11 protein-coding genes are annotated in these 12,919 nt (G+C 41.2%); 3 read left to right on the plus strand and 8 right to left on the minus strand.

Features of this window, described 5'->3' with window-relative positions; translation table 11 throughout:
* Window positions 1-90 precede the first annotated feature (90 nt).
* The gene (locus tag MMU05_RS01450) at window positions 91-966 is read left to right on the plus strand and encodes a pirin family protein (RefSeq protein ID WP_241139884.1); all 876 of its coding nucleotides are present in this window, start codon (window positions 91-93) and stop codon (window positions 964-966) included.
* A gap of 163 nt (window positions 967-1,129) precedes the next feature.
* On the opposite strand, the gene MMU05_RS01455 is transcribed toward MMU05_RS01450, so the two are convergent.
* From MMU05_RS01455 to MMU05_RS01490, 8 genes are all read right to left on the minus strand, one after another.
* On the minus strand, window positions 1,130-1,906 hold the full coding sequence (locus tag MMU05_RS01455; protein WP_241139885.1) for a Rossmann-like and DUF2520 domain-containing protein: 777 nt from the start codon (window positions 1,904-1,906) through the stop codon (window positions 1,130-1,132).
* Window positions 1,907-2,002: 96 nt separating this feature from the next.
* Window positions 2,003-4,534 carry a cytochrome c biogenesis protein CcsA gene (gene ccsA / locus MMU05_RS01460; protein ID WP_241139886.1) on the minus strand — a complete coding sequence of 844 codons (2,532 nt, stop codon included), beginning with the start codon at window positions 4,532-4,534 and terminating at the stop codon, window positions 2,003-2,005.
* 28 nt (window positions 4,535-4,562) lie between these two features.
* Entirely contained in the window at window positions 4,563-4,979 is a 417-nt protein-coding gene (locus tag MMU05_RS01465; protein ID WP_113924050.1) for a cytochrome c maturation protein CcmE domain-containing protein, read from the minus strand.
* Window positions 4,980-5,053: 74 nt separating this feature from the next.
* Entirely contained in the window at window positions 5,054-5,299 is a 246-nt protein-coding gene (locus MMU05_RS01470) for a CcmD family protein (RefSeq protein WP_241139887.1), read from the minus strand.
* Window positions 5,296-5,976, minus strand: a complete 681-nt coding sequence (gene ccsA, locus MMU05_RS01475; protein ID WP_113924049.1) for a cytochrome c biogenesis protein CcsA — start codon at window positions 5,974-5,976, stop codon at window positions 5,296-5,298. Before ccsA (MMU05_RS01475) ends, MMU05_RS01470 begins: the two co-directional genes overlap by 4 nt.
* Window positions 5,977-6,413: 437 nt before the next feature.
* Window positions 6,414-7,202: a hypothetical protein gene (locus MMU05_RS01480; RefSeq protein WP_241139888.1), complete on the minus strand. Its 789-nt coding sequence runs from the start codon at window positions 7,200-7,202 to the stop codon at window positions 6,414-6,416.
* 666 nt (window positions 7,203-7,868) lie between these two features.
* The gene (locus MMU05_RS01485) at window positions 7,869-8,051 is read right to left on the minus strand and encodes a hypothetical protein (protein WP_241139889.1); all 183 of its coding nucleotides are present in this window, start codon (window positions 8,049-8,051) and stop codon (window positions 7,869-7,871) included.
* A 405-nt stretch (window positions 8,052-8,456) separates the two neighbouring features.
* On the minus strand, window positions 8,457-9,122 hold the full coding sequence (locus MMU05_RS01490; protein ID WP_113924047.1) for a heme exporter protein CcmB: 666 nt from the start codon (window positions 9,120-9,122) through the stop codon (window positions 8,457-8,459).
* Window positions 9,123-9,410: 288 nt separating this feature from the next.
* Between MMU05_RS01490 and htpG the strand changes: the two genes are divergently transcribed.
* Window positions 9,411-11,294, plus strand: a complete 1,884-nt coding sequence (gene htpG, locus MMU05_RS01495; RefSeq protein WP_241139890.1) for a molecular chaperone HtpG — start codon at window positions 9,411-9,413, stop codon at window positions 11,292-11,294.
* A gap of 420 nt (window positions 11,295-11,714) precedes the next feature.
* The gene (locus MMU05_RS01500; RefSeq protein ID WP_241139891.1) at window positions 11,715-12,854 is read left to right on the plus strand and encodes a 6-bladed beta-propeller; all 1,140 of its coding nucleotides are present in this window, start codon (window positions 11,715-11,717) and stop codon (window positions 12,852-12,854) included.
* Window positions 12,855-12,919 lie beyond the last annotated feature (65 nt).

Consider the following 12,919-nt stretch of genomic DNA (forward strand, 5'->3'; position numbering starts at 1 on the left):
AAGGATGCATATAATTTTAAATAAAGAACCTGAAGAAATTCAGGTTTTTTTTTGCCCTAAGGGGAACATTTATGAAGGAAAACATATTTAATGTTTATACATACAATTAAAGCCATGACCATCAAAGAAATACATCCTGCCAGCTACCAACCTATTGCAGATCTCATTACTTACAACCCGCTTCCCTCTCCGAAGCTCAGGCAAATTGATCCTTTTATATTTTTAAACCACCACGGCTTCCAAACCTACCTAAATAATAACCGCGGACTTCCTTTTGGCCCACATCCCCACAGAGGGATGGAAACGGTTACTTTTATCCTTGCCGGTGATATTATGCATCAGGATTCGGGAGGACATGAATCAGTGATAGCATCAGGCGGGATTCAATGGATGACGGCCGGAAGGGGACTGATTCATTCAGAAGTCTCTTCTTCTGCATTCAAAAAGGAAGGCGGTGATCTGGAAATCCTGCAGCTTTGGATCAACCTTCCTGCCAAGCTGAAAATGACCGAACCAAGATATGTTGGTCTGCAAAAAGAAGAAATCAACCATTTCGAACTATACGAAGGAAAAGTATCTGTTCAAATGATTGCCGGTGATTGGGATGGGCATCAAGGATCTTTTGAAACCCTCAGTCCTATGTTCCTGAGCACCATCACCATGGCTAAAGGAGCGAAACTCAATAAATCAATTCCTGTTGGAGAAAACGTATTTTTCTATGTAGTCCGTGGAGAGGTCAAGATTTTGGGTGAAAAAATCCCTTTTAGAAACCTTGTGGAATTTACCAACGATGGGGGAAATTTATCTGTAGAAGCTTTTGAAGACACGGTACTGATTCTTGGCCATGCAAAACCTTTCAACGAACCGATGGTAGCCCAAGGGCCTTTTGTCATGAACACCCAACAGGAAATCATGGAAGCTTATAGGGATTATCAACAGGGAAAATTTGGAACTTGGAAACATTAAAAAAATGTGTGGCTGCCCTATTACAGGCAGCCACCCGATATACTAAAAAATACTAAACTAAAATCAATTATAAAAAACAGTAAAGCTCAAAAAGTTGCTTAATCACCCGAATCAAATATACGGGATCTGCAACCTTTAAAAAATACCCTAAAGGGGGTATTTTTTAATAGGAATCTATAATATCCTGAGAAATGAGCTTATATATTTCTGCGATTTGATCATTGTAATTCAAAAATTGAAAGTGGGAGTCCAACGTATTTAAATCCACCCTTTTGGCCGGCCCCGTCTGTGCACGCTTGGCACCCAATTCCAGACTTTTACTGATGGTCTCAATGATGAGGGGTTTTAGCATTTCAAAATCCAAACCCTGACGCGCCATAACTTCTTCTGAAATCCTCAACATGTGGTTGGAAAAATTGCTTGCAAAAACCGCCGCTACGTGCAAGGCCATTCTGTCCTTGGATTTGACCAAGTATTGATTGGGAGACAATGATTTTGCAAGTTTTTTTAATTTTTGGAGGGCAGATTGGTCTTCGGATTCCAAGAGAAAAGGGACATCGCCAAAGTCGATTTTTCTTTCTTTGCTGAATGTCTGCAATGGATAAAAAATTCCTGTGTAAGTCGCCGAACTGTAGCCTAAGACATCTAATGGCACTGCTCCCGAAGTATGTACCAAGATACTTTCCTCCGGCAAAATGATTTCATCAGCAAGCTCTGAAATCGCCTGATCGCTGACCGCTAAGATGAAAATCTCCGCTTCCGAATCTGAAAAATCAAGGTCATCTTTTGCATCAGCAGTGTATAACCTTGCAGTTAGTTTTTCAGCGTCCGCAAGGTTCCGTGCATAAATTTCTGTGATGGTATGGCCTGCCTCTTCCATGGCCGGAGCCAAATGCCAGGCGACGTTGCCCGCACCCAATATTGCAATCTTAAATTTCATAGATGAAATATATATCTTTTGCCGTGATTCTAAAAAAACCAAAAGCCCTAAAGGAGATATCTTTAGGGCTTTTGGGTTTTGAACTTAGTCGGGAATTTAGGCCTCCATTCCTTTGTCCCTCATTTTTTTGAATTCATCATACCTTCTGTATATCGCTACGCAAAAACCGATCAGCACCAGGATCGTACCTATCCACAAGATATTGATCTGCGGCATCAGTATCGCCTTCAATACCACATAGTCTTTTTGATACCTGTTGACTTTGAAAGAAAACGTATTTGACTCCGGCTTAATATTATCCAATTCAACCTTAACACCGAGTTCGTTGTCTATGGCAGCAATCTTCCCGACCTGATTGTCTCGGATGATGAAAATCGGCTCCAACCGCTTCTCAACATCAAAATCCATCACCACCAACTTTGCTTTCACTGCCACATCACCCTCTTTCAGGTCAATGCCGTCAAGCTCTTTCAACACTTCTCCCCCTTCAAAGGTGGTCACAAAGTCAGAAATATAGAACGTCTCCCCCGGAGCCACCTCATAAAACTCATCTTCCCTCCATTCCGGATCTTCATAATCATTGATCGCAGAGACATAGGTATACAAATCTCTGTTGACGAATCTTTTAGAATCCGGCGAGGAGATCAATCCCATGGAAGAATTGAATTGCGACATAGGATTCAGAGAAAACTGGAAAACAGAATCTTTATAGTAATCAATCTGGAAATAATCATTTTCCTCCAAGACAATATTGACTTTATCACCTTTGGCAAAGTAGGTTCTGCCTCTGGCAACAATATCTTCCAATGCGATTGCCTCATTGATTTCTCCGGTGGATTTGAGTTGCTTGACGTTCACAAATCCGGGTACGCCAACCACTTTTTTCTGTCTGCCACGATAGACCGCTGTATAATCTTTGATTTGGGTGGGTTTGTTGATCCAAAGCAGGACGTGCTCTTTGTTCATTTCTTCTTCCCACGAATTGCTATAAGTCAACCCCGAAAGGTTGTAAGAAATGATTTCGGAATATCCTGAAGAAAACATAATCCCGATCAGCATCATCCCAAGTCCGATATGTGCCAACGAACCCCCTGCCAATTTGAAGCTGGACTTTTTTATGAGTTTGATCAAAATGGAAGAATTGGCGACGATGGTGAATACTGAGGCCAAAACCACAATGATGTAAGGGATATCGTAAACCTTGCCAAAGACAATTATCAGTGCAGAGATGATCACCGATATGATATAAGGCATCACAAGTGCTTCTCTCAGGGCTTTAGGGTCCATTTTGTTCCACCAGAAAAACTGCCCTACCGCTGTCAGCAAAGCCACTACCACTGCAAACCAAAGCTGGAATTTGGTATAAAATCCAATCTGATCCGCAGGAGGAGCCATATTGGAGATGCCTCCGAAACTTTCTACCAAAGCATTCCAAACAGGAATGGAAGTAGGAAGGATTACCTGGAAAGCCATCAATGCCAAAGTCGTTGCCCCAATGAAAATCCAGAACTCACGGGAATAAACAGAAGCTTCTTTGTCAGAAGTAGGGATATGTTTCCAATTTTTTGCTGCCAAGAAAATTGCGACAAAAAGGAAAAATAACATGTAAATCAACAGCTGACCTGACAATCCCAAATCGGTGAAAGAGTGAACCGAAGAATCACCCAATACCCCACTTCTCACCAAGAATGTTGCATACAGTACCAAAATGAAGGAAGCAATGACCAAGACGATGGATGACTTCAATGCAGTACTGCTTTTCTTGAAAGTGATCATAGTATGGATTGCTGCTACCATGATCAGCCATGGGACATAAACGGCATTTTCGACAGGATCCCAATTCCAATAGCCTCCAAAATTCAACGTGACATATGCCCAATAAGCCCCCATGATGATCCCCATTCCGAGGATCATGGCTGAGAATTGTGCCCAAGGTAAAGCAGGACGAACCCACTCAGAATATCTTTTGGTAGCCAGTCCACCCATCAAAAAGGCAAACGGAACCAAAGTGGAAGCATAACCAAGAAACAATGTCGGAGGGTGGATCACCATCCAGATATTTTGAAGCAAAGGATTCAGACCGGTTCCATCTTCCGGTTTGAATTCAGGATTGATCTGGAAAATCGGAGCGGAGACAGCATCTCTCAAAAGAATAAACGGCGAACTACCGATCTTCAAATCTCCGATCACCACACCCAAAATCATGGATACAAGGAATGCCTGCACCAAGGCAAAGACGATCATCACAGGACCTTCCCAGAATTTGTTGGTATGGATCAAAACCAATCCCAAAACCACATTCCAAACTATCCAAAGGATAAATGCCCCTTCTTGACCTTCCCAAAAACTGGAGATCATATAATGGACCGGAAGCGCTTTGGATGAATGGGAATAAGAGTAGAAGTATTCAAACCGGTGGTTGTAAATAATCTCAAAAAGTGCAAAAGCCACTGTCACGCTTGCCAAAGAATGGACATAAAATGTGACTCTACTGAACCGCCTCCAATTGGCTTTGTCCAATTCCTGTGCAATCGTGTATTGATAATAAGAGTAGGCAGTAACCAAGGCACTGACAAAAGCAAGAATCAATGCGAAGTGGCCTAAATTACCTATAAAGGTATTGATCATGTTAAATGGAATCAGAGGGAAAACTAATTTACATTCCGGCTGTCTTGAGCTCGGTTTCCTGATATTTGGAAGGGCACTTCATCAGGATTTTGTCTGCTACAAACAGGTCTTGGTCTTTATAAGCACCGATGACCACCACTTGTTCAGCCCTTGAAAAATCCGGTGGCACCGGTTCATTGTAAAAGACCTTTTGTTCTGTGCCTTCATTGTCCACCATCAGGAAATAGAATGAAGTCTTATCCTCATTGACTTCGATCCCGACAACATCACCGGTTTGGGCTTTTTTCAGTTGACCCACCACGTGGATGGCCTTGTCATCGCCTTTGGTTTTCATGGCTTTGGCGTTGGAAAAACTTTCGTAAGTACTTGCATCCCCGATCATTGACATGATGATGATGATCGCGACAGCTATGATTCCCAAACCAATTATATGTCCCTTTTTCATTTTGGTAGATTATATTTTTTGATGGGTTCAGGAGCAAATTCCTTTAGATTTTACTTCCTTTCTCCTTATTAATGTTATTCTTCTTTCAATTGTTTTTCAAGACGGGTCACTTTCCTATCCGTATTGATCACATAAACCAACAATCCCGCAAAAACGATCCCGATGATACCTACCAAAACGTAGATTTTTCCCTCGGACCGCATCACATCCGCCATTTCAACGGTGGAGTTTTGGTAATCGTTTTCATTGATTTCAATTTTCTCCTGTCCGAAAGCACTCAGACTGAATGCCATGAACAATATTATTAACCACTTTTTCATGATACCTGATTGATCAATTTATCTTCAAACTTTCTTTCAATTCTTCTCAGCCTGACCCTTATGGTACTGATCCAAGTTCCCAATAGTGTCCAGGCAATGATCGCAGGATAGAACACCATCCTGAGTTTGCTGTCAAGGTCATAGGCATTGAATCCGGGATTGCCACCGTTACCGGGGTGGAGACTGTCTGTCAGTCTTGGTAAGACAAATATCAAGGGTATAAAGGCCGCAAATGCAAAAATGTTATAAACGGCACCGATTCGGGCCCTTTGATGGACATCAGTGAGTGAATTTCTCAAAATAAGATAGGCGAAATACATCAAAAGCCCGATGGCGGAAGCATTCTGTTTTGGATCACCGCTCCAATAATCCCCCCAAGTGAATTTGGCCCAAAGCATGCCTGTGACAATTCCCAATACGCCAAACAAGATCGCCGCATTGGTAAACTCGAGTGCCATATCATCATGCCTGAGATCGTTGCTGCGGAGAAATTTGATGCTGTACACCACTGCTACCATCAGCATCAATATCATCCCAAACCACATGGTGACATGGAAATGCAGTGCCCTGATCGTCTCATTCAGGATGGGTAACCTCGGTACGTCAAGGAGAAGTCCGGCTGTAAGGGTAAATGCCAACAGGGCTACAGTCAGGATTTTCCACCAATATGCTCTCATTATAATGGGTTTGATTTTTCAAGCGCAAAAATAAGGCATAAGTTCCTCATTCCTGTGCTTTTTATGAGATATGTTGGTTTGTTAAGTAAGGTTTCCCGCAAAGACGATAAGGCGCGAAGATTCTAAGCGAATATAATCCCACAAAGACGCTAAGACACAAAGGAAATAGAGGGAATTTGCTCAACGTCGATGAGGCATAAAGAAAAAGAATCTCGAAAAAACACTAATCCATAAAATTAGAAAGTTTGATTTGTTTCCCGCCAAGACGCTAAGGCGCAAAGAAAAATAGTAATCGAATAAACTGATGTTAGCCTGCCTTTTTTTCGTTAAAATATCTTTGCGGTTTTTGCGGCTTTGCGGGGAAAAAATCCAGTTCCTCCTATTAGTTCAGTGCCCTCGCTTATAATTGAGGATTGAAGTTAAATAATTCTGACTCCTTAATCTTTCTTCACATAATGTTCCGTCCAACCATTTGGCATATCTCCTCTCAAAATCAATTCATCTCCCTTAAACTCAAAATACCTTGAAAATCCGTCATTGACCGGAGAACCGGGAATGGCCTTGGTCGGATAGATGTTGATCTTATCGTTTATAATCCGCCATGACATCATATTGGCGGCTTCAAAAATTTCGGAACCACTCATTCTGTATTCTGCCGGGATCTCTTTTTGGGCATCTCTAAATCCCCTGATGTCAGCAACATATTTCCCATCAGGCATATAGGCAAACATGTAATCCTTACCTGTCATCTCACCCATTACTTTTTCTCCATTTTCATCGATTTTATACAGTTCCTTCAGAATCCACACTCCTGTCAGCTTGTTTTTAATGTCACCAAACTGCTCCGGAAAAAGCTTAGAAAAATCATAGGCCAAATTTTTGGAAACCAAGTCCATCGTAAAAACCTCTCCGCTGCTTTTGACTGTCAATAAAAGGGTTGATTTTTCGATTTTTGCTGACACCTCCTTCTCCTCTCCCGATATTTCCATCACTCCCCTAAAACCTGACTTTTCTTTTGCCCCAAAAAATTCACTTTCATTCATTTGACTGTCATATAGCTGTCCATAGACCATCTCCCCTTTTTGTTCCAAAGTGATGACTGAAAGTTCGCCCGCTATATTACCGGAATATACTCCCTGTATAGTCTGGGCAAGACCAAAAGAAATCTGGAAAAAATAAACAGCTATACATGCAAAAATCAAGATAAGGGGCTTTGCTGCTTTCATGGGAAATTTGGTTTGGTTGTGTTGGTTCAGGATAAACCATAGAAACTAAAAGTAGTTTTGGAAAAGGAAAAAACCAAGAGGCCAACAGAAAAAAGGAAGATCTCAAGCGAAGACGCTGAGACCCAAATTGAGAATTTTTTATTTGTTCCCCGCGAAGACGCTAAGGCGCAAAGAAATAATAATAAGTAAACAAACTGATGTTAAGCTATCATTCAGTATTAAAATCCCTTTGCGATTTTTGCAGCTTTACGAGAAAAATAATCCAGTTCCTCCGCCTAAGTCAGTGTCTTCACTGACTTTTGAGAATTGGATCAAAATCCCTTTGCGGTTTTGCGCCTTTGCGGGACAATTACTAATTCTAAGAATTGAATTAAAATACTTATGCCTCTTTGTGACTTTGAGGGAAAAAGTTTATTTGCCAAAGTCTACCGGCCTGTAGTCCTCCTACTTACTTTTTTTTCTTTGCATCTGAGTGAGGTATATTTTTTACTACAAAAGAATAGAAGGTTTCGCTATGGTCTCAAAGGATTTTGAACGTCCTTGTTTTTGGCGGAAACCTCAATTCCCTATTTGCATTTCTTCGGCCAAAAACCGGAATCACGGTTTTCGTTTTTACCCCGAGTTGCGTTCCTCACTCGGGGCTACCAATATTTGATCCCTATGGGATCATTCGACGCCGTTGTACGCCGTTGGTTTGATACGGTTTGGAAATATCAGCACTGAAAGTGCGAAATATCCTAGCGATGGGTGAAGCCCATCGTTATCATGAGGAATGGTTTCATCAAAGCCCTGAAAGGGCGAAAGAAATTGATTTAAAAAATATCCTTCTTTTTCGACAAAGGACTCCATGGGGCGCAAAGGATTTTGAACGTCCTTGTTTTTGGCGAAAACCTCAATTCCCTATTTGCATTTCTTCGGCCAAAAACCGGAATCACGGTTTTCGTTTTTACCCCGAGTTGCGTTCCTTACTCGGGGCTACCAATATTTGACCACTACGTGGTCGGTCGACACCGCCAATGTTTGTGTCTCCACAAACATTCTAATTCTGAATAATTCATTCTCCTCTTGCTCTCCTTTTCTTCTGCGGCTTCGCGGGAAAAAGTTTCTTTGCCTAAGTCTACCGGCCTGTTGTCCTCCGACTTGCTTTTTTATCTTTGGGTCTTTGTGACTTTGCGGGAAAAAGTTTCTTTACCAAAGTCTAACAACCTATAACCTTCTGACTTATTTTTTCTCTGCGCCTTTACGGGACAGTCCCTAACTCCTCCACAAATAAGGAAACAGGATATACGCCGTCACAGCCACGATAACATTGATCGCCATAAGCGTTACAATCTTATCCAAGCTCACTGACCAATCTAACCCATCAATGGCATTCTTTGACACCCGGATGGCCATCAGCAAAATCGGGATGATGACCGGAAAACTCAATATCGCCATCAACGTCGCATTGTTGCTCGCCTTGGACGCTATCCCCGATACCATCGTCAGACAGGCCGAAAAACCAACCGCTCCCAATATGAGGTTCAACAAAAACATCCCCTGATCCTGAACGGGATTGCCCAAAATCACGCTGAAAACCAGATATCCCAACAATGCCAAAACAAGTGTCAAAAGTGTATTGTAGATGATTTTGGAAATGATGATAGCCTCAGGAGAAGCAATCATGTAATAATAAAGCTGTCGGCCCTGATGTTCCTGCACAAAGCTTTTGGCCACGGCATTGACGGCAGAAAACAGGATAATGATCCAATACAGTGCATTCCACGTAGGTACTCCGATATTGCCCTGCTTCGCTCCCACGCTGAGATACGTAATAAAAACTGCCGATACGACATACAAAAGAATGCCATTGAGCGCATACTTCTGTCTCCATTCGAGGGTGATTTCTTTTTGGATCAGAACAGCAATTTCTTTGAGCATGGGGCAAAGATAAAGAAAGAAGTTTGGAAGTTGGAAGTAGGGAAGAGGGAAGTCGGGAAGTTGGGAAGTACGAGGTGAAAAGTTAGAAGTAAAAAGTAAAGAAGATTGCAGGAGTTAGAAGTCAATGGTTGAAATAAAAGTAGGGTTCGAATTCCCCCTATTTCAATTTATTTCTATCTATTTCCACTTATTTCATTTAAATCTGCCAAAATGACATTTTCAGCTAATTGGAACAAGCCTTGATAAGGGCATTATATCAAAAATGTATTCACTAAAACGAAAATAGCTATGCAGGAAAAAGGTACCATCTCGATACATACCGAGAATATCTTCCCGATCATCAAGAAGTTTTTATACTCTGACAATGAAATCTTCCTCCGTGAATTGGTTTCCAATGCGGTAGATGCCACACAGAAAATCAAAAGGTTGGCAACTTTGGGCCAATACAACGGCGAACTCGGCGACATCACTGTCGAAGTGGCTTTTGACAAAGACAAAAAAACCATCACCATCTCTGACCGTGGCCTTGGCATGACTGCCGAGGAAATCAAAAAGTACATCAATCAGATTGCTTTCTCCGGTGCGGCTGAGTTTGTGGAGAAATTCAAAGATGCCAAAGACGCCAATGAAATCATCGGCAAGTTTGGTTTGGGTTTCTACTCCGCATTCATGGTGGCTGACAAGGTGGAAATCAACACCCTTTCCTATCAGGAAGGCGCAGCAGCGGCACGTTGGACCTGTGACGGCAGCACCGAATTTGAAATCAGCGCCGGTGACAGAACCGAAAGGGGAACAGAAGTCACTTTATTCATCAATGCTGATTCTGAAGAATTTTTGGACAAATGGAAGCTTCAGGGCATCCTGGACAAATACTGCAAATTCCTTCCTGTTCCGATCAAATTTGGTACAAAAACCGATTCTGTAGAAGACGGTGAAGACGCTGAAGGCAAGAAAAAATGGAAGTCTGTCGAAACAGACAATATCATCAACACCACTTCCCCGATCTGGACCAAGTCTCCCAACGACCTGAAGGACGAGGATTACCTGAAATTCTACAAGGAACTCTATCCTATGGGCGAGGATCCTCTTTTCTGGATTCACCTGAATGTGGATTATCCGTTCAACCTTACAGGGGTGCTGTATTTCCCTAAAGTCAAAAACGACTTCGAAATGCAGAAAAACAAAATCAAACTCTTCAGCCGTCAGGTATTCATCACCGATGAGGTCAAGGACATCGTGCCTGAGTTTTTGATGCTCCTGCATGGGGTGATCGACTCGCCGGATATTCCGCTTAACGTATCAAGAAGCTTCCTACAGGCGGATAGCAATGTGAAGAAAATCAACAGCTATATCACCAAAAAAGTAGCAGACAAGCTTGGAGAACTTTACAAAAAAGACCGAAAAGTCTACGAAGAAAAGTGGAATGACATCGGCCTTTTTGTCAAGTATGGCATGATCAGCGAAGACAAATTTGCCGAAAAAGGAAAAGATTTCGCTTTGCTCAAAAACACCAAAGGCGAATATTTCACTTTGCCTGAATACAAAGAAAAAGTGAAGGCGATCCAGACAGACAAAAATGACCAAACCGTCTATCTCTACGCCACTGATGTCAACAAGCAGGATGGATTTATCCAATCTGCCAACAAAAAAGATTACGATGTCCTTGTGATGGACTCTCCGATCGACAGCCACTTCATCCAACATCTAGAGATGAAAGAGGAAAAAACCCAACTGAAGCGTGTAGATGCGGATGTAGCGGAGAAGCTGATCGAGAAGGACGATTCCTATGCCAACCTCCTTACCGAAGACCAATCCAAGAAGGTGAAGGAAATCTTCGAAAAAGCAATCTCCAACGCCACCTACAGCGTGGATGTGGCAGGACTGAGCCCTGAGGAAATGCCTGTGACCGTGACAATGGATGAGTTTATGCGCAGGATGAAGGACATGGCGCAGATGGGCGGCGGGATGAGCTTCTACGGTTCACTTCCTGACAACTACAAAGTAGCCATCAACGGCAATCACCCTGTGATCGACAAACTCCTCAAAACCGAGGATGAAGAGGCGCAGACCAAACTTGCCAAGCAGGCATTTGATTTAGCTTTGCTTTCCCAAGGTATGCTTACAGGCAAAGACCTGACAGCCTTTGTGAAGAGAAGTGTGGAATTGATTTAATCTCAGAACCCTTGAGGTTTTTTTCTAAACCTCGAGGGTTTTCTGTTTTCTGACAATTAACAATCCAATCCACTAATAGCATATTTGATCATTAAACCTTCGAGGTCTTGGAGACCTCAAAGGTTTCTGATACATTCTATTCTTCGAAGTTTTCAGAAACTTTAAAGAACAATCAAGCCCTTGGAAATTCCGGTTTTCAAGGGCTTTTATTTTAAACTTAGAACGTTAGTAATTTTTTGATCTGAAAATCAAGCTGATATCTATTTGTTTATAGATAATGATACCTAAATCCATATTTTTACAGGTTTCTAGTTAAATTGGTTCAAAGATTAGGTTGAACGACTAGCCTCCAATCTTAAAAGGATACCTATAAAATAAAACAAGTAGATTTTCCTCTAATCTTAAAGAAAACTTCCTCTTATGAATTCAAAATGCACTTTGATATTGTTGTTTATTTTATTGGTTTCTTGCCAAAAGAATGGTGAGGAAGCTCTAAACAAACCTGTCAAAGTCTCTATATCTACTGAAAAAACTGAGATATCGGACCTTTTCTCTGAATTTGAATTCATCCATTTGAAGTATGATGAATTGATTCCTTCTATCTTTAGGGTAAAGGAATATAAGGAGGACCTATTTTTATTGGACGGAAGAAAAGACAGGATTTTCAAACTTGGCAAAAATGGGGACTTAGATATTTTCATTCAAGCCTCAGGAGAAGGTCCTGAGGAATACAAATCCATCGGAAACTTTGAATTCAATAAAGGTTCGGGTGAATTGATAGTATTTGACAATGGCAAAAGAACTATTTGTAGATTCTCTGACCGTAATCAATTTTCAGGTAGTTTTCTAATCCAACCGGGATTCACAGCATCTTATGGTGCTTTTATCCTCGGACCAGAAAATGAAATCATTTTGGACATTATTGGCGGAAAAAACCATAGATTTCTGAAAGTACTAATGGATAAAAATGAATACCAATTGTTCCAACCTTTGGATTCAGCTTACCTTCACCTGAATTATGGAGGCGACAGACAGGTTGTCCGAAATAAAGATGGATTTTCCTCAATACACCCTGTCGAGAGTATGATCTTCCAAAATAACTTTGGCTTCCAAAAAACAGATTCAATTGACCTTGACTTTGGGGATTTTGAAATCCTGAAATCCGAAATCAAGAATATTAAGAATGACCCAAATCCATTTTTCGACCTAATTCAAAATGATGAAAAAAAGAAAGCGCATTCATTCGGTCTGTTGGAAACAGAGAATTATTATGTAGTCACGTATTATTTGGGTTCTTTTATGAATGGGGATTATTTGAATACCCTCATCCATAAAGATTCCAAAAATTCAAAAACATTTAAGGGTATTATAATCAGGGGAGTAGAACTAGAATCCATAATAATTGGGCAAATTTCTGACGACCGATTCATTTTAAGTTTGAATATCGAGTATATCAATAATCTCACGGAGGAACAAAAAGCTTTAATCTCTGAGTATATCCCGACCGATTACCTTGATGACAATCCGATTTTGCTGATTGGAAAAGTGAAAGCGTTTTAAATTTTGATTTTCAACTTTTGACAAATTCCATTCTTTGAGTTTTTCAGAAACTTCAAAGAACAATC

It is taken from the genome of Cognataquiflexum rubidum, assembly GCF_022538115.1.
Classification (GTDB): domain Bacteria; phylum Bacteroidota; class Bacteroidia; order Cytophagales; family Cyclobacteriaceae; genus Cognataquiflexum; species Cognataquiflexum rubidum.

Bases quoted from the DNA above. Each gene is read 5' to 3' on its own strand.
- ccsA (WP_113924049.1), bottom strand. From the start codon at position 5,976: ATGAGAGCATATTGGTGGAAAATCCTGACTGTAGCCCTGTTGGCATTT.
- MMU05_RS01455 (WP_241139885.1), bottom strand. From the start codon at position 1,906: ATGAAATTTAAGATTGCAATATTGGGTGCGGGCAACGTCGCCTGGCAT.
- MMU05_RS01470 (WP_241139887.1), bottom strand. From the start codon at position 5,299: ATGAAAAAGTGGTTAATAATATTGTTCATGGCATTCAGTCTGAGTGCT.
- MMU05_RS01450 (WP_241139884.1), top strand. From the start codon at position 91: ATGTTTATACATACAATTAAAGCCATGACCATCAAAGAAATACATCCT.
- MMU05_RS01480 (WP_241139888.1), bottom strand. From the start codon at position 7,202: ATGAAAGCAGCAAAGCCCCTTATCTTGATTTTTGCATGTATAGCTGTT.
- MMU05_RS01490 (WP_113924047.1), bottom strand. From the start codon at position 9,122: ATGCTCAAAGAAATTGCTGTTCTGATCCAAAAAGAAATCACCCTCGAA.
- MMU05_RS01465 (WP_113924050.1), bottom strand. From the start codon at position 4,979: ATGAAAAAGGGACATATAATTGGTTTGGGAATCATAGCTGTCGCGATC.
- ccsA (WP_241139886.1), bottom strand. From the start codon at position 4,534: ATGATCAATACCTTTATAGGTAATTTAGGCCACTTCGCATTGATTCTT.
- MMU05_RS01500 (WP_241139891.1), top strand. From the start codon at position 11,715: ATGAATTCAAAATGCACTTTGATATTGTTGTTTATTTTATTGGTTTCT.
- htpG (WP_241139890.1), top strand. From the start codon at position 9,411: ATGCAGGAAAAAGGTACCATCTCGATACATACCGAGAATATCTTCCCG.
- MMU05_RS01485 (WP_241139889.1), bottom strand. From the start codon at position 8,051: ATGGAGTCCTTTGTCGAAAAAGAAGGATATTTTTTAAATCAATTTCTT.